Genomic DNA, 19,334 nt, shown 5'->3' with positions numbered 1-19,334 from the left:
CCATAAGGCCATGCGCCGCGAATCCCCCGCAGTGGCACAACAGGACACGAGCCGATATCCTTACAAAAGCCATGCTCTCCACCCTGCTCCTGATCGCCCGAGTCGCCCTCATCCTCGGCATACTCGGCACCCTGACCTCCGGAGTATCTTTCCTTCTGGCCCTCATAGGCGGCCTGAAGTTTCGCTCCCGCCGCAACGATCAAGGCAGCTACGCCCCTCCGGTAAGCATCCTCAAGCCACTACACGGCAAGGAAATGGGACTCGAGCAAAATCTCGAAAGCTTCTTCAAGCTCAACCATCCCGACTTCGAACTCATCTTCTGCGCCAGATCGCTGTCCGACCCAGGAATCCTCTGCGCTCAGGAGGTAGCCCGCCGATTCCCATCCATCCCGGCGCGCTTCATAGCCTCAGGCGAGCCGCTCTGGCAGAACCCCAAGACCTTCTCCATGGCGCTCCTGGTCGATGCGGCCAAACACGAGATCATCCTCTTCTCCGACAGCGACGTCCGCGTCAGCCCCTCCTACCTGCACGACATCCTGCAGCCTCTCGCCGACCCCGCCGTCGGTCTGGTCACCTGCACCTTCCGCGGCAAGCCGGGACGAAGCACCTCCCTCCTCACTGCGCTCACCCAGACCGTCGAGTTCTCCAGCGGCGTCCTCACCGCAAATCTGCTCGAAGACATCAAGTTCGGACTCGGGCCGACGCTCCTCACCCGAAAGGCCCTCATCGACGAGATAGGCGGCCTCAAAGACATGGGAGATCTGCTCGCCGACGACTTCTGGCTCGGCAACCGCATCGCAGAGAAGGGCTACAAAGTAATCCTCTCCACAGCCATCGTCGATCACTTCATCAACTACGGAAGCATCCTGTCCGGATTGCACCATCAGATCAGCTGGATGAAAAATACCCGCGGCACCCGGCCCGCCGGACACCTCGGCACCGGCCTCACCTACGCCATGCCCTTCGGCGTCCTCGGCCTTCTCTCCGCCCTCGCCATCGGACGGCCCACCCTCGGCCTCTGGCTCCTCTTTGCCGCGCTCGCCAATCGCTGGCTCCAGGCCCTGCTTATCGGCTTCGTCATCATGCGCGACAAGCTCTCGCTCATCTTCTTCTGGCTCTACCCCCTCTGCGATCTCCTCGGCTTCTACAGCTGGGCCGCCAGCTACTTTGGACGAGAGATCATCTACCGCGGCGAGCGCTATCGTATCAACCCCGGCGGAGTCCTGGTTCGCCTGGGCCCCCTGCAGCACCACTAGGCTGTAACACTCGATCGGGCTATCTCAGATGCCCTTCTTATCCTTCCGCCCCGGCACCACCACCTGCCGCCGCATAGGAACCAACCCAGTCCCAGGCACCTGCTGTTGCTGCATCCGCGTCAGCATCTCCGTCCGCACATAGTCGACGAACCCCTGCATCTGCCGGTTCATCTCCTCCATCCGTTCGCGCATCTGCAGCACAATCGCAATCCCGGCGATATTCACCCCCAGATCCCGTGCCAGGTTCAAGATAAACTCCAGCCGCTCCAGATCCTCATCCGTATACAGCCGCGTATTCCCTTCACTCCGCGACGGCCGCAGCAACCCCTCCCGCTCATACAGCCGCAGCGTCTGCGGATGAATCTCGTACATCTCCGCCACAGACGAGATCATGTACGCGCCCTTGGTCTTCCGCTTTGTAGCCATAGTCCCAACCCCTGAAATCACAGCCCCGATCAGAGGCTCTACCCGAAGTCTAGCGCTTCACAGCACACGCAAGTCAAACAAACTCCACGCCCCTCCGGAACAGCATCTCACCTGCAACTAGAAAAACTCCCGATCGTCGGCCTCGCCCCCCGAGACTCCATACAAACTAACGCGTCAGACTAGCCGCAAGCCGTTTTCCCCCACTCGAGACTGGCATCTCTTCCCGTACGTGTCGTCTCCCGTCACGATCTGCCTCGCCGCCAGCACATCATAGCTCCCGTAGTCGATCGTCACCTTCGCCTCACCGCCAATCCGCACATGTGTCGTTGAAACATTCTTCGCCGGAACCCACACATCCCCCCGCCGCTTGTACCACGTGTCGAACGCCGCGCTGTCAATCATCCACGAAGGACTCTTCACCGGCTCGCCCTTCACACGCACCATGGCAAAGTCATCCATACTCACCCACACCTTCCCCCGATAGGCCACCTTGCTCGACACCTTCGGTTCCACCTTCAGCACCCACGTGTTCACGCCAGCCAGTTGCTCCTGCCCCACCAGCTCCACCTTGTAGGTGTCGGTCGAAAACAGCGACCGCTGCCAATCCGTCTTCGCCGCCGTCTGCTCCTCCCTCTCCACCAGTCTGTGCAGCACCTCCTTGCACAATACCTTCGAACCCGACTCCGACAGCACCGTAAAGTACTTCCGCCTTGGAGCCACATACTCTGCCCGCACCACCATCTCCGCGTGGTGCTTCCCGCCGGTTCCGTCGTACTCCAGATGATAGGTGCGATCCGTCTTGTAGTGCTCCAGAGCCGCCAGCCGCTCGCCGTTCTTCACCAGCATCCGGCCAACAATCTCCTCAGCCGTCGGTCGCGATCCACTCTGCGCCTGCACCCACACCGCGCAGGCCATCATCATGGAGAACAGGAGACCGGGAAACATCAGCGCCTTCGCCAGATGCCACATGGAATCACCTCCGAACTGAAGAGATTTCATCACGCTGCACCAGAATCAGTGCAAACAAACCATGTACGTCCGAACATTTCTCAATGAATGGTTCGATGCACGGCGAAGGCGATTTTATGCTTTCGCAAACAAATCTTCCCGAGGATCCTCCGGATTCAGCTTCGCCAACTCGCGCAGAATCTCCTTGCTCCGCTCATCCTGCACCTTCGGCACCACAATCTTCACCTCGACAATCTCATCCCCGCGCACACCCTCCCGCGAAGCCGAAGGCACGCCCTTCTCCCGCAGCCGCAGCTTCTGTCCCGTCTGCGTCCCCGGCGGAATCTTCAGCTGCGTCCTCGCTCCGCCCTCATGAGAATCGATCGTCGGCACGTCGATCTTAGCTCCCAGTGCGGCCTCCGTCATCGTAACCGGAACGGTTACATATATGTCATCCGCACTCCGCGTAAACACCGGATTCGTCCCCGCCTTGATAATCAAAAACAGATCCCCGGCAGGCCCGCCGTTGATCCCGGCATTGCCCTTCCCCGCCAGCCGAATCCTCTGCCCATCGCGAGTCCCTGCCTTGATACGAAACTCCAGCGGCTCCCGCTTCGTCACCACGCCCTCGCCATCGCAGGTCGGGCACGAGTTCTGCACCTTCCCCGACCCGCCGCACCGCGGGCATTGAATATTGAACTTCATCCGTCCGCCCATCTGCGTCACCTGCCCCGACCCATGGCACTCCGGACACTCCACACTCCCGCCCGTCGTCGACTTCCCCTTGCACGTCGGGCACACCTCCTGCCGCTGAATCTCCAGCCGCGCCACGCCGCCGCGCACCGCCGTCCAGAAGTCCACACTCACCTGGTACTCAAGATCAGTCCCCGGCTGCGGTCCGCGCGCAGCCTGCTTTCCTCCATTGAACATCCCGCTGAAGATGTCCTTGAAGCTCCCGCCAAACCCACCACCCGGCTCCTGCTGCTGTGCCGCGCGTCCACTCTGAAAGTCCGAAAAATCGAACCCGCCAAAGTCGAACGGAACCTCCTGCCCACCACGCGGCCCACGCTGCGCACCGCCATACCCGCCGCCCGAAGACGCACCCCCGCCATAGCCGCCACGTGCCGCAGCCTCCGCCGCAGCCGGGTCGATATTGTCCGAGTAGAACCCAAACTGGTCGTAGATCTTCCGCTTCTTCTCGTCGCTCAGAACATCGTTCGCCTCGGAGATCTCCTTGAACTTCTCCTCAGCCTTTTTGTCATTCGGATTCACGTCCGGGTGATACTTCCGGGCAGCCTTGCGAAATGCCTTGCGAATCTCATCTGTAGTCGCCGTCTTCTTCACGCCCAGCGTGCCGTAGTAGTCCTTGGTCTGTGTCGTCGCCATAATCTTCTTCCATTCTCTTACCAATGCGCCTCACGCGCATCTCTAAACCTTACTCAGCCTGTGAATCCGGGCCCGCCTGGCAGACCGGACACCAGAACAAGTTCCGCCCCGCCATTACCTTCGTCAAAATCTTCGTCCCGCTGATCCAGCAGGGCCGCCCCTGCCGCCGATACACATAATGCGCCTCTTCCTTCAGCACCGGCCCACGCTTATGAGGCCGATCCTTCGGCTTCGTCGTCACAATCCTCCGGTCAACCATCCCAGCCTTCATCAACACGCCCGCCTCCTTCCATATCGACCGCAGCGTGCTCTCCTCTACCTCCCTCCCCGGCGTAAACGGATTCAGCCTCGCCCGAAACAGCAACTCCGCGCGAAAGATATTCCCCACTCCCGCCGCCACCGACTGATCCATCAACAACTCCCCAATCGCCTTCTTACTCTTAGCAACCCTCGCAATCATCTTCTCCGGCCCATCTCCATTCAGCGGATCAGGCCCCAGCCGCTCCAGCAGCGCATCCCACTTCGCCTGCGAGTAGATCGAGCAGTCCATCGGCCCGCGCAACTCCACCCAGGCCACCTTCGCCGCCTCAATATGACCCGTCCCATCATCCTCCGAGTACCACGCATGCCGCTTACTCACCCCCGGCACCGCAGGCTTCTTCACCGCCGCCTCATTCCACATCCGCAACCGCAGCGCGCCACGCACCTCAGGCAGCGGCCCCGAGCCCTCCGTAAAGTCCCCCTGCAGTCCAAGATGCACATGCAGAATTAGATCCTTCCCGAAGTCATATCCCAGATGCTTCCCCACAGCCAGCACCCGCCGCAGCTTCCTGCCATCAATCATCTCCGCGTCAGTAAACCGCCCCTGCGGCCCATCCACCCGAACGTTCTTCCCGGCAAACGCTGCAGCATGCCGCTCCGCCCAGCGATGAATCTCATTTCCCTCAGGCATTCTCGTGACCTCTTCTATCAATCGAATCGTTCGTTTCTGAAGGAAGTATCCCCATTGACTAGACACGGAGTGGAACAATCTGCACAACAGAAAAACAATGGCGACGGCGCTGATCAATCAGCACTACCGTCGCCACCGTCTGCAAATCAAAACTCAAGCCACTATCAAAGAGTCAGTTCCAAAGCATCAGTTCCAGACCTGCTTCGCCTCGATCGCTTCAATCGAAAACATCTGGTCAGGCTCCATCTGCTGCATCCGCTGGGCGAACTGCACTGCTTCTTCCTTGGTGTCGAACATCATCCGGTTGTACAGCCGGCCTGCTCGAACCTGGTCGCACTTCCACATCGTCTCGGTCATGGTCTTCCCTCCAAGCAATCGATTGAGTTCCAGGTTCTCCAGCCAAAGCAATTCTGCGTATCGGTCCTGCCCATCACTCCTGCTCACTTCAAACACCTTTCCGGGTGATAAGTCGCACTCTACACGTCCATCACCACACCCCGAACTTGAAAATAAGAGGGGCACCCTTATAGGAACGCCCCTCTTATTCTTACGTCCATACAACTTCTATGGATTTACACTTACTTCTTTTCATCGACGTCGACGTACTCAGCATCAATCACGCCTTCATCCTTCTTCGGCTCCTCATGAGCTTCGGTCGCGCCTGTCGCACCATCGGTCGGTGCTGAAGCCGCAGAGGCCTTGTACATCGCCTCAGCCAGCTTGTGGCTCACCGTCGTTAGACGATCCTTCGCAGCATTCAGCTCTGTCGCACTCGGCGTACCCGCCAGAGTCGTCTTCGCCTCGGCCAGCGCCGTCTCAACCTCGCTCTTATCTGATGCCTGAACCTTATCGCCGGCATCCTTCAACATCTTCTCAATGTTGTAGACCAGCGAATCCAGCCCATTCCGAGCCTCAACCGCATCGCGCTGCTCTTTGTCTTCCGCAGCATGAGCCTCGGCATCCTTCGCCATCCGCTCAACCTCTTCCTTGCTCAGGCCCGACGAACTGGTAATCGTAATCTTCTGGTCTTTTCCCGTCGCATTGTCCTTCGCCGTCACATTCAGAATGCCGTTGGCGTCGATGTCAAACGTAACCTCGATCTGCGGCACGCCACGCGGAGCCGGAGGAATTCCAGCCAGCTTGAACTTGCCCAGTGTCCGGTTCTGCGACGCCATCGGCCGTTCTCCCTGCAGCACATGCACCTCAACCTCAGTCTGCGAGTCCGCCGCCGTCGAGAACGTCTCCGTCTTCTTCGTCGGAATCGTCGTATTCCGGTTGATCATCGCCGTCGCCACACCGCCCATCGTCTCAATCGACAACGTCAGCGGAGTCACGTCGAGCAGCAACAGATCCTTCACCTCGCCCGCCAGCACGCCAGCCTGAACCGCCGCGCCGATCGCCACGACTTCATCCGGGTTCACACCCTTATGCGGCTCCTTGCCGAACAGATCCTTCACCAGCTGCTGAATCTTCGGCATACGAGTCTGTCCACCGACGAGAACCACCTCGTCGATCTTGCTCGCATCCACACCGGCGTCCTTCATCGCCTGCTTGCAAGGTCCAATCGACCGCTGCAGCAGATCATCGACCAGCGACTCCAGCTTCGCACGCGTCAACTTCCGCACCAGGTGCTTCGGCCCACTCGCATCGGCAGTAATAAACGGCAGATTAATCTCCGTCTCCTGCGCCGTCGACAACTCGATCTTCGCCCGCTCCGCAGCATCCTTCAGCCGCTGCAGCGCCATCTCGTTGCCCTTCGAGTGCAGATCAAGCCCAGTCTCCGACTTGAACTCCGCAATCAGCCAATCCACAATGCGCTGGTCGAGATTGTCGCCGCCAAGATGCGTATCGCCATTGGTCGACTTCACCTCAATCACGCCTTCGCCAACCTCTAGGATCGAGATATCGAACGTTCCGCCGCCGAAGTCATAGACCGCAATCGTCTCGTCCTTCTTCTTATCCAGCCCATACGCCAGCGCAGCCGCCGTCGGCTCGTTCACAATGCGCTTCACGTCAAGCCCGGCAATCCTGCCCGCATCTTTCGTCGCCTGACGCTGTGCATCGTTGAAGTAAGCCGGAACCGTAATCACAGCCTCCGTCACCGAAGTCCCGAGGTAGTCCTCCGATGCTTTCTTCAACTTCTGCAGAATCATCGCCGAGATCTCAGGCGGCGTGTACTCCTTGCCCTGTGCCACAATGACGATGTTGTCGCCCTTCGCCACCACCTTGTACGGCACCATCTTCATCTCATCGCCAACCTCGTTCAACCGGCGACCCATAAACCGCTTGATCGAATAGATCGTGTTCTCCGGGTTCGTAATCGCCTGCCGCTTGGCCACCTGGCCCACCAGCCGCTCCCCGCTCTTGGTAAACGCAACCACTGATGGCGTAGTCCGGCCACCCTCTTCATTCGGGATCACCTTCGGCTCGCCACCCTCCATCACCGCAACGCACGAGTTCGTCGTTCCCAGGTCAATTCCAATAATCTTTGCCATCCCACATCCCCATTTCCGGGCTCACAGCCCATCAAAATTTTGACTTCTCTAGAATCTCATCTTGAGTCACTTAGTGTCAACTATTCTGATGTACCCAGCCACCATCAGGATGCAGAACCCTTACCCATTCGTTTAGAAAGGTTTACCCCTCCCTCTCCGTTACCAAAGGACCCCCATCCAGACAAAAAAAATCGCCCTGACGCCTCTCCTCCCCCTCAACCGCCACCGATAAATCAAACACGCAGGTCACCAAATCGACCCTTTTCCTCTCTCCCACCGCTACCCCGAAGGTGTCATTGTCGCCCTTGATGCCCCGGCTTACGCTTCCCTCAATTCTGTATCACTTGGAGCGTTGCTCATGCCTTCATCTACTGCCCGCCGCACCGCACGTCGCCTCCTGAAAGTCGCCTCCCTGGGCCTGGCTGGCCTCCTCGCCGGTCTCCTCTCCGGTTGCAACGCCACCGAAGACGCCACCCCTACCAATATCTCCTCGACCACCTACACCTGGTCCACCCACCTTCCCAAGAGTCTCGACTCCGTTCAGGTCCCCCCGCTGCGTCACTCGCCTTCCACCCGCAGGCTCCAGGGCGGATCCTTCCATACAGTCTCCCAGTCGATGGGCCCGAGCGGCCGCAACCCCTCCTAAGACCCATCGACACCGACCCGGCAGTCCGATCGCCGGAAACCACAACCAACCAAGCGCGACAGGCTCCATCCAACGGGCCTGCCGCCTTTTTGCGTCGCTAACCGCACCGCTCCCGCCCAAATGCATCCATTAGTTCCTTTCTTGCCTCTATTTAGGAGACAATCACTCCGTCAAAGGGAACCCATCGGAAGACCATGGCCTCGGCTGCGACCGCACCACCCGATCAATCCGCGGAAGTCACCAAAGGCGTCAATCCGTGGCTGATCGCCGCCTCCGTCATGCTCGCCACCTTCATGGAGGTGCTCGACACCGCCATCGCCTCGGTCGCCCTGCCCTACATCGCCGGCTCCCTCTCCGCCTCAAACGACGAAGCCACCTGGGTCCTCACCAGCTATCTTGTCGCCAACGCCATCGTCCTCCCCGCCAGCAACTGGTTCTCCCTCCGCTTCGGCCGCAAACGCTTTCTCCTCTCCTGCATCGTCATCTTCACCATCGCCAGCTTCGCCTGTGGAGCAGCCCCCACCCTCGGCATCATGCTCCTGGCCCGCATCGTTCAAGGCGCCGGCGGAGGCGCGCTCCAGCCACTCTCCCAGGCCATTCTCCTCGAATCCTTCCCGCCCTCAAAACGCGGAGCCGCCATGGCCGTCTTCGCCTTCGGTGTCGTCGTCGCCCCCGTCCTCGGCCCCACCCTCGGCGGCTGGCTCACCGACACCTACTCCTGGCGCTACGCCTTCTACATCAACATCCCCATCGGCATCCTCGCCATCCTCATGATCACCCGCTTCGTCCACGACCCGCCCTACATCAGCAAGGCCAAGGTCGCTGCCTTCGACCGCTACGGCTTCGCTGCCCTCGTCGTCTGGACCGGCTGCCTCCAGGTCGTCCTCGACAAAGGCCAGGAGGATGACTGGTTCGGCGCTCTCTGGATCCGCTGGGCCGTCTTCTTCCTAGTCACCTCCTTCATCTACTTCTGCTGGCACTGCTGGCGCGACAAAGACACCATCGTCGATCTAAAAGTCCTCAAAGACCGAAACTTCCTCCTCGGCTGCATTCTCATCTTCATGTTCGGCGTCGGCATCTACTCCACCGTCACCGTCCTGCCGCTCTTCTATCAGGAACTCCTCGGCTACACCGCCTTCACCGCCGGCCTGGTCGTCGCCCCCCGAGGCATCGGAGCCGTCTGCGGCATGCCCATCATCGGCTACCTCTCCAACAAAGTAGACCCACGATACCTTCTCACCTTCGGCTTCTTCACCTTCGGCCTCACCACCCTCTACTTCGGCAACGTCACACTCGACATCTCCCCCACCACCCTGCTCCTCCCCATCCTCATCACCGGCTTCGGTCTCAGCTTTGTCTTCGTCCCCATCAGCACCGCCGCCTACGGCACGCTCGAAGCGAAACAGATCGGCAACGCCAGCGGCCTCTTCAATCTCATGCGCAACGTAGGCGGCTCCATCGGCATCTCCATCGCCTCCACCCTGCTAACCCGCCGCACCGACGTCCACCAAAACGAGATCATCAACTCGGTCCCTCGCACCGGCCAGCAGTTTCAGAACGCACTCGGCGGCATGACCCAGTTCCTGACCAACCCCTTCGGAAAGGCGAACGCCGCCGATCCCGCCCAGGCCGCGCTCTACCAGCAACTAGGCCGCCAAGCCACCAACTGGGCCTTCGTCGATGTCTTCCGCTGGCTCTCTCTCCTCTGCTTCTTCTGTGTAGGCATCGTCTGGTTCCTGAAAAAAGTAAAACCAGGCAAACCACCCGCCGGCGCCCATTAAACCATCCATCAAAATCCCATTCATCAACATGGCCACTCTCCACCAGATCACTCCGCCTCTTGCCTCGAGCTACAAAGCAGTCCGCCTCCGCGCCCTCCACGACATACCTGCCGCCTTCGGCAGCACCTACGCCCGAGAATCTCAATTCACCGACGCCGACTGGCAGCAACGCACCGCCAATCTCTGCACGCCGCGCTCCATCGGCTACCTCGCACACAACCACGACGACTACTGCGGCATCGCCGTCTCCTTCCTCAAAGAACAAAACCCGCAGCACGCCGAACTCATGTCCGTGTGGGTCGCACCCGAGCAGCGCCGCACCAGCACCGGCCGCCTCCTGGTCGACGCCATCGAAGCCTGGGCGCGCCGCAGCGGAGCCCACTCCCTTCAACTCATGGTCACCAGCAAAAACCTTGCCGCCATCGCCTTTTACGAACACCTCGGCTTCACCCCAACCGGCCGCACCGAACCCTATCCTCCAAATCCAACTCTGATCCAATTTGAGATGTCCAAATCCCTCCATTAAAATCGCGTCTGCGATAACCTCACTCCATGCAGCGCGACCGGCTCCCCTACCTCCTCATCCCACTAGCCGCGTTCCTCGCCATCATCCCCCTCCTCATAAACGGCTGCTCCTGCGGCCACGACTTCGACTTCCATCTCCTCAACTGGATGGAGCCCGCCCGCCAGTTCACCCACGGCAACCTCCACCCTCACTGGGCCTACACCGCGGCCTACAACGCCGGCGAACCCCGCTTCGTCTTCTACCCGCCACTCTCCTGGACCCTCGGCGCAATCCTCACCCTCCTCTTCCCCATCACCGCAACGCCGATCCTCTACACCTGGCTGGCCCTCACCGCCAGCGGCCTCGCCCTCCACCGACTCGCCCGAGAGTTCACCCCACCCCCCGCCGCTCTCCTCGCGGCAATCCTCTACACGGTGAATCCCTACATGCTCTTCACCGCCTACGAGCGCACCGCCTACGCCGAACTCCTCGCCGCCGCCTTCATCCCCCTCCTCCTCCACGCCATCCTGCGCCAGCGCGTCACCATCCCCCACATCGCCATCCCCGTAGCACTCCTCTGGCTCACCAACGCCCCCGCCGCCGTCATGAGCTGCTACGCCCTCGCCCTCCTCGCCATCATCCGAATCGTCTCGCGCCAACTCCTCCCAACCCAATCCAGTGGTCTGGCCCTCCCAACTTCGAGCCTCCCAACTCCGGGTGCCCCATCTCTCGCTTCTGAGATCTGGACAACTCCGGGTGCCCCATCTTCGACGCGTCTTTTGCGCCTAAGGTGGGCATCGCGCGAAGGCGCGACCGCTCCCGCCCATGCCAACCCAACTGCAGCCCCTTCCCAAACACCGGTCCGGCTAGCCCTCAACGCCATCGCAGGCACCACCCTCGGCCTCGCCCTCGCCGCCTTCTACCTCCTCCCCGCCGCCTACGAACGCCGCTACATCCAGATCGCGATGGCCATCATCCCCAACATGCGCATCCAGGACAACTTCCTCTTCCACCACACCGGCGACGCCCTCCACGATCAAGTCCTCCACACCGCCTCCCTCATCGCCATCCTCCTACTTGCGCTCACGCTCGCAGCTATCGTTACCAGCTACCTTCGCCCCAACTCCGCAAGCAACTTCAGTAAAGAAACAAAAGATGGATTGTCCAAGGAACAAAAATCCGCTGAACAGAAAAAAGATGCGTCATCTCGACCGGAGCGCAGCGAAGTGGAGAGACCCCCGCATTTCATCCACATCCGCAAAACCCTCCTCGCATCCCTCGCCATCCTCACCGCAGCCATCGCCCTCCTCCTAACCCCACTCACCACCATCCTCTGGAACCACGCCCCCGAGCTAGCCTTCCTCCAATTCCCCTGGCGTCTCCTCGCAATCCTCGCCGCAGCCATGAGCCTCGCCGTCGCCCTGGCCATCACTCGCCTGAACCTCAAACCCACAGCCAGCACCGCACTCACCATCGCCCTCGCCGCAGCTCTCACCTACCCGGCTTACGCCCTCTTCCACCAACCCTGCGACGAAGAGGACACCCCCACCGCCCGCGAAGCTCTCTTCCACTCCAACCACGGCACCGACCCCACCGACGAGTACACCCCCACCACCGCCGACAACGACTCCCTCGCCCAAAGCGACCCCGCCTACTGGCTCTCCGCCGACCCCAACGCCAAAGCCCCCACCCAAACCCAACCCGCACCCGCGCCCACTCCCCTTACCCTCAACCCACCCATCCCCGAAGACCTCATCCTTAACCTCCGCGACTACCCCGCCTGGCGCATCACCGACAACGGTTCCCTCATCACCACGCGCGACCAGCGCGACGACGGCCTCATCGCCATCCCCATCCCCGCCGGCCCCTCCCTCATCGCAATCACCTACGCCCGCACCGCAGACCAAACCCTCGGCAACATCATCTCCTTCCTGGCCCTCGCCACTCTCCTCATCACCCTCCGCCGCAGGGATAAGGTGTAGGGCTTAGGGCGTAGCGCTTAGGGTGTCGGCATGCGGGATGTTTTGGGGCCGTTCGTACGATGGGTCGGATTTCCCTGAACCCTGAACCCTAAGCCCTGCACCCTACACCCTGTCGCTGATTTATCATCTAACCCGATGCAACCCACGGTAAAAGACCTGCTCCTCTCCGGCGCCCAACTCACCGACTCCGCCCTCGAACGCCTCCTCCCCGCAACCGACACTCTCCCCCACTCCATCCACCGCGCCATGCGGCACAGCACCTTCGCCGGCGGCAAGCGTCTCCGTCCCATCCTCTGCATGGAAGCAGCCCGCCTCGCCGCATGCACCGATGCCTATCCCGAGGGAATCGCCGACCTCGGCGCCGCGCTCGAAATGATCCACACCTACTCCCTCATCCACGACGACCTGCCCGCCCTCGACAACGACGACCTCCGCCGCGGCCAGCCTACCTGCCATGTCGTCTTCGGCGAAGCCACCGCCATCCTCGCCGGCGACGCCCTCCAGACCCTCGCCTTCCAAACCATCGCCGCCCTTCCCATCCCATCCCCAGCCACAATCGCCATCCTTCGCGAGATCACCCTCGCCATCGGCACCGGCGTTGGCCACGTTGGCGACCTGGATACCAAACTCCCTCCCGGTATGATTGGCGGTCAAGTCATGGACATCGAAGCCGAAGGCACCCCACCCACAGCAGCACTCGTCGAAGCGATCCACCGCTCCAAGACTGGCGCTCTCATCACCGCCAGCATCGTCTCCGGCGGTCTCTATGGCCTGAGCCTGCGTCATCGCTCGACCAGCAGCTACTCTCGTGACGAAAACTTCATCGGACCGAAACCAGGCCGTACCGCCTACGCTCCCTATGCCGACACCACCGCACGCCTCCGCACCTTCGGCGAAAAGGCCGGCCTGGCCTTCCAGATCGTCGACGACGTCCTCGACATGACGCAAAGCTCCGAGGAGCTCGGCAAGACCGCAGGCAAAGACACCGCCAGCATCAAAGCCACCTGGCCCGCCGTCTTCGGCATCGACCAATCCCTCCACGACGCCGAAGAGCTCATCGCCGACGCCTTCGCCGCGCTAGCCCCCTTCGGCACCGCCGCCGCCCCCCTCAAATCGCTAGCCCAATATCTAGTCGAACGAAAAAACTAAGTCACTCCGAAAACTCCGACAAGGTATACAAGTCACGAAGTGACCGCCCCACGCGCAGTGGGCCCGTCCGGCAGGACAGTTTGCAATTACCAACGGGCACCAATCACCCCGCCGCAGCATACTCCTCGTCGGTCACCTTAGCGCCCCAAGCAACCGTACTTCCCGAATCATCCGCCTGCTGCATCGCCAGATGCACCATCGTGCGCCCAGCCTGTGCGCCATGCCAATGATTCTCCCCCGCCTCAATCACCACCACATCTCCAGGCTGAATCACCTGCGCAGCCTGCCCCTCCAACTGCACCCAGCCCAAACCAGAAATCACCTCGAGCACCTGCACCACCGGATGCGTATGCCAAGCCGTCCGCGCCCCCGGAGAAAACGTCACCCGAGCCGCCTGCAACCGCGAGGGCGCAGCCGCCTCCACAATCCCATCCACCCAAACATCGCCGGTAAACCACTCCCCCGGCCCCTTCCTGCTTCCTCTTTCACCACTCTTCACTATCTTCATCCCGCCACTCTAGCACTTCAACTCGTATCTCCGCAGGGTGCGCACAGGGAACGGAAGTAGGGCGGTTTAGAGTGAAGGACCGAAGTTGCCGATAACTGGACTTTCGGGGACCCAGCACCCATACGCCGTTTCACGGCAATAAGGGTTTGACAGGCAATGCCAGATGGGGGAAGGTAGGGCAATCGCGAAACGGGAGGTCAAGAAATCAATGAACCAGCGGTGGCTACTACTTGCGGTCGCTCTCTTCGGGCTAGTGGTTCCGAACAATATGTTTCTCTCCGCATGGCTTCACGACCCAAACGGTTGCGGCGGAGTTGCCCACAATCTACTAGCTTCATCCTTCATGCTTGACGCCTTTCTTGCTATGGGAGTTCTTGCCTACTTGTTTGCAGTGCGTCCCATCGGACCCATCAGGTGGTACTGGTTTATTTTGCTATCGCTGTTGGGAGGCATGGCATTCAGTCTTCCGCTGTACTGGTGGCTGAACTCGAGACGTGAAACAACGGTTCAGAGATAGCCCCCCGTTAGTGCATTGCAAGTTCCATTTCGGTGTTGCCGAAAAGCCGACTTTCGGGGAACAGCACGGAGTGTAGGATCGTCTCCATGAGCTTGAGCGTCGGCGAAAGGGTTCTCGTTCCAGGTCTCGGAGCGGCCTTGTTTGCCGCGATGTCTTGGGGCTTCATGAGCGCCGTCGGCTGCGATACACGTAGGATTAAAGTCTTCGCGCTGTGTGCCTCAGTCTTCATGACGGGGTTTGGCTACTCTGTGTTTTGGCAGGACAAGCTCACCATAGCGACTGGCTGGGCATACGCATGGATGGCAGTTGTTGCGTTAGTGTCTGTTTTCCGTATGGCTTTTTCGATTTCTCCGGAATCGCGCCACTAACTCCCTCGGCGAAGACGACTAGACAAGCTCTGCCGCAGAAACTCCCCTGAAAACGGGTTTATAGGTAACCCTGGTTGCCCTGGAGTTCAATCTGACCCACTATCCAGGGGAACGCTATCATCGAAACAGATGCTCACCCAGACCGACATCCTCCAAGCTCTCCGCGACTGCTACGACCCCGTCCTGCCCTGCAACATCGTCGACCTCGGCCTCATCCACTCCATCGCCATCACCCCCGACGTCGAAGCTCCCGGCGCAACCATCCCAGGCGTCCCGCAAAAACACATCATAGAAATCTCCGTCACTCCCACCCAAACCGAAGAAGCCGCCATCGCCCAACTCAGCGCACAGATCTCCAACCGCCTCGCTGGTCTCGAAGCTATCAGCCGCACCACTATCACCCTCCTCGACACGCCCATCTGGTCCCCCCTCAACATCACTCCCGCCGGCCGCAAGACCCTTGGCCTCGACGGCAACCCGCACCTGGTCCAGATCCGCTAAACCATGCCCCCACGCAAATCAAAGTCCCCGCTTGTCATGCCCGCGCCCACTCCACCGCAGCATCCCTTCGACCAGATCCACGGCGTCGAAACCAGCGGCCTCATCGCCGCCGGCAACCTCACCACCGGCCACCCCAACGACGCCCACGTCACCGCCTACTACGGCGTCGCCCCCAGCATCCTCCGCACCCTCATCAACCTCTGGCGCGACACCAACCCGCCCCATCCCATCCACCACTACTCCTTCGTCGACATCGGTGCCGGCAAAGGCCGCGCCATGCTCGTCGCCAGCGAACTCCCCTTCCACCAAATCATCGGCATCGAGCTCAACCCCACCCTGGCCGACACCGCCCAACTCAACCTCGAACACTGGCGCGCCACCAACGCCGCCGACTCCACCGCCCCACCCCTAGCGCCCATTCGCCTCCTCGAGCAAGACGCCCTCACCTTCGACTTCCCCCGAACTCCCACCCTAGCCTTCCTCTTCCATCCCTTCGAAGCCCCCGTCCTCAAGCTCCTCCTCCGCCGCATCGAAGCCCAGTTCACCCCCCGCCGCGGCACCCCCGCTCCAGCCTTCGACCTCCTCTACGTCAACTCCGAGTGCCGCGCCGTCCTCGACCGCCTCCCCGCCTTCACCCGCCTCTTCCTTGGCCCCGTAGCCATGTCCCCCGAAGACCACGCCGCCGACCTCGCCGCCATCGCCCAGCAAAAAGAGTACGGCTCCACCGGCGACGAGGAGTGCGCCATCTACCGCCTAACCGGCCGCTCCGCCACTCTGACTCCTAAGCCAATCCACCAAATCAAGTGATACGCTGTTCCTGCCTATGATTGCCTGAACCATCCAGCGAGCTGCAGCGACGCCTCGGCCCCCCCGGGCAGCGCCATCCCATGCCATCCAGCCACGCAAGATCGTTCAGGAGAAACTCCAATGCCAGCATCAGGCCCATCGTCAAACAAAGCCACACCCAACATCACAACGCCCCGCCTCCAACTAGTCCCCATCACCCCCGAGTCCCTCACCTCCGAGCAAAACTCCGACGGCAAACTAGGCGAAATCCTCCACTGCCGCATCACCTCCGAGTGGCCCCACGCCGACTGGGAGCCGCACGTCCTCCAACTCCTCCAGCAGCGCTTCGCCGAAGACCCAACCGACATCGGCTGGCACCGCTACATCCTCCTCCCAGCCACCGCCATCCAACCCGCAACCCTCATCGGCTCTGTCGGCGGCTTCCGCTGGCCCGACGATCCCCACGCCGCCGAGATCGGCTACGCCATCCTCCCCGAGTTCCGTCTCCACGGCTACGCCCTCGAAGCGACCAAAGCCATGATCCACTGGATCGAAACCACCGGCTCCGCAAACAGAATCTTCGCCCACACCTTTCCCCACCTCACCGGCTCCATCCGCATCCTCGAGCACTGCGGCTTCACCCTCGAAGGCCCCGGCAAAGAAGAAAACACTATCCGCTACCGCAGAAATTAAACAACCGAAGAAACGAAACATAGGGAGGCGCGACCACTTCGTCACGCCTCGACCAAAAAAACAAAACAGGGCACGGCCGAAGCCGCACCCCATCTGTAATCAATCATCAAACAGAACCGCGATCAGTGTCCCGCAGGGTAAGAAGGCGGCTTTGGCGGTCCACCAGGTACATTCTTATAAACGCTCGGTGCGTTTGTCAGCGCCGTTTGCAACGAATACGCCGTCAACCCTTCACCAGGCGCCAAGAACGGCGTCAGGGCAACCACCGCAGACCTCTTCCCGTTATAGACCGCAGTCAGTAGGTCTGTACGTTCGTAGTTCGTATTGTTAGCCGGATTCTGATTCATCACAACCCTGCCCAGCACGCGATGCTCCGCCTCCACTCCCATGATCGAGGCAGCCACCTGCGCAAAGTACTCCAGGTCCCGCGCCGTATAAGCAGCTCCGCTGGCATCACGCTCAATCACCAGACCACCTCTCGTATCAGACGCCATCTGGGCAAACTCGATCGTAGCCAGTAGGTACGCAGCAATAAAAGCATTCTCCAGGGCATTCAAAACAGCGATAAAGGGAGCAAGCGTATCGAACGTTCCCGTCGGAAAATAAAACGTCTGCACCGGATCGGTCGTCGAAACCGTCTTCCCAATCAGAGACCGAAGCAGGTCGGCATGCTGAATCTCTTCGCTCAACGCAGCGCGAAAGTATTCAACGTTGCCCAGGTTTCCGGCCGCCACCACGTGCGTGGCCGTTCCGCCCGGTCCGGCAAGGTTCGGATCCATAATCACCGGACCCACCAGACCGTTGTAATAGAACGTCGATGCCAGATCCTCGGCAATCAAAGCCGCAGTAAAGATCTCCTGCGCCGTATCGCCACTCTGATTGTCCAGACCAGGAGTCGCTGCATGAAGCGTGGTACCCGGAAGAAACGCCGCTGCGGTTGCGGACAGGCCAAAGAGCCCAGCCCGGGTGACAAAGGAACGACGTGGCAGCAGACCCGCTGCCGATTTACCAACATTGATTCCACTCATAAGCTGGCCCTCCCCGGGCCATCAAACACACTGCTACCTGCCAAACTTCAGTTTTTGAAATTGAACGTGAATTGAACGAGGGCCCGGTCGACCGGAATCGGGAAGGGTAGAGATGCCTGCGAGCAAAGGCGAGACAGCAGATCCTGGCGGTTCCGACATCTTCAGAACGCGCCGGACCAGACGCTGGATTGCACAGGTTTGTGAATTTTCATCGGCTCAAAACATCCACGCCTTTTATCGCATCGCAGCAAGGACGATGGCGCCTTTACGTCGTAGTCTCACCGAGCAATAGCCAAAATACACGACAGACCCTGGCACCCAAGAGGTCACGACAGAAAAGTCGTTAACTCCAAACCTACTTGATGTAGTACCCAGCCACCCGCCAGATCTTATCCTTCTCGCGGGTCATGATCATCGTCTCCTGCGCCGTAGCCTTATGCTCAAAACTCGTCTCGTACAGAATCACCACATACTCCCCAGGCGGAACTCCCGGCAGCAACGTCGTATACGACGCACTCTGCAGCTTCCTGCTCTCCAGCTTTCCCATCGGCTCACGCACCGTCTTCATCGAAGACTCAAACTTCTCCATCGTGACCGCGTTCTTCACCACCTCCGAAGCCTCCGTCCAGCACTCCGCATACTTGCCGCCATCCATCTTCGCCAGCCACGCTTCCGCCTCACGAGCCGCAAGCTGCACCGCATCCTGTTGCGCTTGCGGAGCATGTTCCTGCATCGCAAAACCCATGCTTCCGTGCGCCACTCCCGCAATCACACATACTGCCAACACAATCCTCAAAACTCTACGCATGCAGACCTCTCGTTAGTTACAAATCCTCACTAATCCAAATCCGCAAAACGACTTCAAACAAACCAATCGCAGTACGCCTCGTCCGGCCTCCAATCCAAAACTCACCCAGTAAACCACATCCCTACGCCTTCACCCGAACATAAAACATCCGCTCATCCCCACCCGCATGTTCAATCGCAATCTCCCCATCCGCCCGCGCCACCACGCTCGGAAACTTCTCCCCCCACTCCACCAGCACCAGCGCATCCGGCTCCTCCGCCATCTCCTCCAGCCCCAGCGTCAACAACTCCCGCTCCGTCTCCAGCCGATAAAGATCCAGATGAAACAGCCGCACCTTCTTCCCCGCATACTCATGCACCAGCGTAAAAGTGGGACTCGTCACATCGTCCTCTGCCGCCGCCCCCAGCGCCGCGGCGATCCCCTTCACCAGCGTCGTCTTCCCCGCCCCCAGATCCCCCCGCAGCACAAACATCTTCGGCGCCGGCAGCAACATCTCCGCCACCCGCTCCCCCATCGCCAGCGTCCCCGCCTCACTCCGCGTCTTGAACCGCTTCTTCTCCCGCAACTCCAAACTCACGCGCTCGCCCTCTCCCATCATC

20 protein-coding genes are annotated in these 19,334 nt (G+C 60.4%); 10 read left to right on the top strand and 10 right to left on the bottom strand.

The window, feature by feature from the left end:
- Window positions 1–71 precede the first annotated feature (71 nt).
- Window positions 72–1,256 (top strand): glycosyltransferase, encoded by a 1,185-nt coding sequence (locus tag HDF09_RS12150; RefSeq protein ID WP_183766603.1) that lies wholly within the window; start codon window positions 72–74, stop codon window positions 1,254–1,256.
- A gap of 24 nt (window positions 1,257–1,280) precedes the next feature.
- Here HDF09_RS12150 and HDF09_RS12145 read toward each other — a convergent pair whose 3' ends face one another.
- The 6 genes from HDF09_RS12145 to dnaK all read right to left on the bottom strand — a co-directional run bounded on the left by HDF09_RS12145 (window position 1,281) and on the right by dnaK (window position 7,463).
- Window positions 1,281–1,682, bottom strand: coding sequence for a MerR family transcriptional regulator (locus tag HDF09_RS12145; protein WP_183766601.1), 402 nt, complete (start codon window positions 1,680–1,682; stop codon window positions 1,281–1,283).
- Window positions 1,683–1,856: 174 nt separating this feature from the next.
- Window positions 1,857–2,651, bottom strand: a complete 795-nt coding sequence (locus tag HDF09_RS12140; RefSeq protein ID WP_183766599.1) for a LolA-like protein — start codon at window positions 2,649–2,651, stop codon at window positions 1,857–1,859.
- Window positions 2,652–2,765: 114 nt separating this feature from the next.
- Window positions 2,766–4,016: a DnaJ C-terminal domain-containing protein gene (locus HDF09_RS12135; RefSeq protein ID WP_183766597.1), complete on the bottom strand. Its 1,251-nt coding sequence runs from the start codon at window positions 4,014–4,016 to the stop codon at window positions 2,766–2,768.
- A gap of 49 nt (window positions 4,017–4,065) precedes the next feature.
- Window positions 4,066–4,968, bottom strand: coding sequence for an Fpg/Nei family DNA glycosylase (locus HDF09_RS12130; protein WP_183766595.1), 903 nt, complete (start codon window positions 4,966–4,968; stop codon window positions 4,066–4,068).
- Between the two features lie 186 nt (window positions 4,969–5,154).
- Window positions 5,155–5,325 carry a hypothetical protein gene (locus HDF09_RS12125; protein WP_183766593.1) on the bottom strand — a complete coding sequence of 57 codons (171 nt, stop codon included), beginning with the start codon at window positions 5,323–5,325 and terminating at the stop codon, window positions 5,155–5,157.
- Window positions 5,326–5,546: 221 nt separating this feature from the next.
- Window positions 5,547–7,463: a molecular chaperone DnaK gene (gene dnaK / locus HDF09_RS12120; protein ID WP_183766591.1), complete on the bottom strand. Its 1,917-nt coding sequence runs from the start codon at window positions 7,461–7,463 to the stop codon at window positions 5,547–5,549.
- Between the two features lie 358 nt (window positions 7,464–7,821).
- On the opposite strand from dnaK, the gene HDF09_RS12115 reads away from it, so the two are divergent.
- The 5 genes from HDF09_RS12115 to HDF09_RS12095 all read left to right on the top strand — a co-directional run bounded on the left by HDF09_RS12115 (window position 7,822) and on the right by HDF09_RS12095 (window position 13,526).
- Window positions 7,822–8,109 carry a hypothetical protein gene (locus HDF09_RS12115; protein ID WP_183766583.1) on the top strand — a complete coding sequence of 96 codons (288 nt, stop codon included), beginning with the start codon at window positions 7,822–7,824 and terminating at the stop codon, window positions 8,107–8,109.
- 194 nt (window positions 8,110–8,303) lie between these two features.
- Window positions 8,304–9,890: a DHA2 family efflux MFS transporter permease subunit gene (locus tag HDF09_RS12110; RefSeq protein WP_183766581.1), complete on the top strand. Its 1,587-nt coding sequence runs from the start codon at window positions 8,304–8,306 to the stop codon at window positions 9,888–9,890.
- Window positions 9,891–9,918: 28 nt separating this feature from the next.
- Window positions 9,919–10,416 carry a GNAT family N-acetyltransferase gene (locus HDF09_RS12105; protein WP_183766579.1) on the top strand — a complete coding sequence of 166 codons (498 nt, stop codon included), beginning with the start codon at window positions 9,919–9,921 and terminating at the stop codon, window positions 10,414–10,416.
- 26 nt (window positions 10,417–10,442) lie between these two features.
- Window positions 10,443–12,377, top strand: coding sequence for a 6-pyruvoyl-tetrahydropterin synthase-related protein (locus tag HDF09_RS12100; protein ID WP_183766577.1), 1,935 nt, complete (start codon window positions 10,443–10,445; stop codon window positions 12,375–12,377).
- Between the two features lie 135 nt (window positions 12,378–12,512).
- Entirely contained in the window at window positions 12,513–13,526 is a 1,014-nt protein-coding gene (locus HDF09_RS12095; RefSeq protein WP_183766575.1) for a polyprenyl synthetase family protein, read from the top strand.
- A 103-nt stretch (window positions 13,527–13,629) separates the two neighbouring features.
- Here HDF09_RS12095 and HDF09_RS12090 read toward each other — a convergent pair whose 3' ends face one another.
- Entirely contained in the window at window positions 13,630–14,034 is a 405-nt protein-coding gene (locus HDF09_RS12090; protein ID WP_183766573.1) for a (R)-mandelonitrile lyase, read from the bottom strand.
- Between the two features lie 603 nt (window positions 14,035–14,637).
- Between HDF09_RS12090 and HDF09_RS12085 the strand changes: the two genes are divergently transcribed.
- From HDF09_RS12085 to HDF09_RS12070, 4 genes are all read left to right on the top strand, one after another.
- Entirely contained in the window at window positions 14,638–14,919 is a 282-nt protein-coding gene (locus HDF09_RS12085; RefSeq protein WP_183766571.1) for a hypothetical protein, read from the top strand.
- A gap of 129 nt (window positions 14,920–15,048) precedes the next feature.
- Window positions 15,049–15,420, top strand: a complete 372-nt coding sequence (locus HDF09_RS12080; RefSeq protein WP_183766569.1) for a metal-sulfur cluster assembly factor — start codon at window positions 15,049–15,051, stop codon at window positions 15,418–15,420.
- A 36-nt stretch (window positions 15,421–15,456) separates the two neighbouring features.
- Window positions 15,457–16,227, top strand: coding sequence for a class I SAM-dependent methyltransferase (locus HDF09_RS12075; protein ID WP_260181240.1), 771 nt, complete (start codon window positions 15,457–15,459; stop codon window positions 16,225–16,227).
- Between the two features lie 120 nt (window positions 16,228–16,347).
- The gene (locus HDF09_RS12070) at window positions 16,348–16,899 is read left to right on the top strand and encodes a GNAT family N-acetyltransferase (RefSeq protein WP_183766560.1); all 552 of its coding nucleotides are present in this window, start codon (window positions 16,348–16,350) and stop codon (window positions 16,897–16,899) included.
- A gap of 122 nt (window positions 16,900–17,021) precedes the next feature.
- Here HDF09_RS12070 and HDF09_RS12065 read toward each other — a convergent pair whose 3' ends face one another.
- The 3 genes from HDF09_RS12065 to tsaE all read right to left on the bottom strand — a co-directional run bounded on the left by HDF09_RS12065 (window position 17,022) and on the right by tsaE (window position 19,333).
- Window positions 17,022–17,927 carry a ferritin family protein gene (locus HDF09_RS12065; protein ID WP_183766558.1) on the bottom strand — a complete coding sequence of 302 codons (906 nt, stop codon included), beginning with the start codon at window positions 17,925–17,927 and terminating at the stop codon, window positions 17,022–17,024.
- Between the two features lie 355 nt (window positions 17,928–18,282).
- Complete coding sequence (locus tag HDF09_RS12060; RefSeq protein WP_183766556.1) at window positions 18,283–18,735, bottom strand: DUF4019 domain-containing protein; 453 nt, start codon at window positions 18,733–18,735, stop codon at window positions 18,283–18,285.
- Window positions 18,736–18,856: 121 nt separating this feature from the next.
- Window positions 18,857–19,333, bottom strand: a complete 477-nt coding sequence (gene tsaE, locus HDF09_RS12055; RefSeq protein ID WP_260181239.1) for a tRNA (adenosine(37)-N6)-threonylcarbamoyltransferase complex ATPase subunit type 1 TsaE — start codon at window positions 19,331–19,333, stop codon at window positions 18,857–18,859.
- Window position 19,334: the final 1 nt, after the last annotated feature.

Origin of the sequence: Edaphobacter lichenicola, from assembly GCF_014201315.1 — a bacterium.
In the GTDB taxonomy this organism is placed as follows: Bacteria; Acidobacteriota; Terriglobia; order Terriglobales; family Acidobacteriaceae; genus Edaphobacter; species Edaphobacter lichenicola_B.
This window is presented reverse-complemented; position numbering and strand designations above follow the sequence as displayed.

Coding starts and splice junctions, on each gene's coding strand:
- HDF09_RS12150 (WP_183766603.1), top strand. CDS start 72: ATGCTCTCCACCCTGCTCCTGATCGCCCGAGTCGCCCTCATCCTCGGC.
- HDF09_RS12145 (WP_183766601.1), bottom strand. CDS start 1,682: ATGGCTACAAAGCGGAAGACCAAGGGCGCGTACATGATCTCGTCTGTG.
- HDF09_RS12140 (WP_183766599.1), bottom strand. CDS start 2,651: ATGTGGCATCTGGCGAAGGCGCTGATGTTTCCCGGTCTCCTGTTCTCC.
- HDF09_RS12135 (WP_183766597.1), bottom strand. CDS start 4,016: ATGGCGACGACACAGACCAAGGACTACTACGGCACGCTGGGCGTGAAG.
- HDF09_RS12130 (WP_183766595.1), bottom strand. CDS start 4,968: ATGCCTGAGGGAAATGAGATTCATCGCTGGGCGGAGCGGCATGCTGCA.
- HDF09_RS12125 (WP_183766593.1), bottom strand. CDS start 5,325: ATGACCGAGACGATGTGGAAGTGCGACCAGGTTCGAGCAGGCCGGCTG.
- dnaK (WP_183766591.1), bottom strand. CDS start 7,463: ATGGCAAAGATTATTGGAATTGACCTGGGAACGACGAACTCGTGCGTT.
- HDF09_RS12115 (WP_183766583.1), top strand. CDS start 7,822: ATGCCTTCATCTACTGCCCGCCGCACCGCACGTCGCCTCCTGAAAGTC.
- HDF09_RS12110 (WP_183766581.1), top strand. CDS start 8,304: ATGGCCTCGGCTGCGACCGCACCACCCGATCAATCCGCGGAAGTCACC.
- HDF09_RS12105 (WP_183766579.1), top strand. CDS start 9,919: ATGGCCACTCTCCACCAGATCACTCCGCCTCTTGCCTCGAGCTACAAA.
- HDF09_RS12100 (WP_183766577.1), top strand. CDS start 10,443: ATGCAGCGCGACCGGCTCCCCTACCTCCTCATCCCACTAGCCGCGTTC.
- HDF09_RS12095 (WP_183766575.1), top strand. CDS start 12,513: ATGCAACCCACGGTAAAAGACCTGCTCCTCTCCGGCGCCCAACTCACC.
- HDF09_RS12090 (WP_183766573.1), bottom strand. CDS start 14,034: ATGAAGATAGTGAAGAGTGGTGAAAGAGGAAGCAGGAAGGGGCCGGGG.
- HDF09_RS12085 (WP_183766571.1), top strand. CDS start 14,638: ATGAGCTTGAGCGTCGGCGAAAGGGTTCTCGTTCCAGGTCTCGGAGCG.
- HDF09_RS12080 (WP_183766569.1), top strand. CDS start 15,049: ATGCTCACCCAGACCGACATCCTCCAAGCTCTCCGCGACTGCTACGAC.
- HDF09_RS12075 (WP_260181240.1), top strand. CDS start 15,457: ATGCCCGCGCCCACTCCACCGCAGCATCCCTTCGACCAGATCCACGGC.
- HDF09_RS12070 (WP_183766560.1), top strand. CDS start 16,348: ATGCCAGCATCAGGCCCATCGTCAAACAAAGCCACACCCAACATCACA.
- HDF09_RS12065 (WP_183766558.1), bottom strand. CDS start 17,927: ATGAGTGGAATCAATGTTGGTAAATCGGCAGCGGGTCTGCTGCCACGT.
- HDF09_RS12060 (WP_183766556.1), bottom strand. CDS start 18,735: ATGCGTAGAGTTTTGAGGATTGTGTTGGCAGTATGTGTGATTGCGGGA.
- tsaE (WP_260181239.1), bottom strand. CDS start 19,333: ATGATGGGAGAGGGCGAGCGCGTGAGTTTGGAGTTGCGGGAGAAGAAG.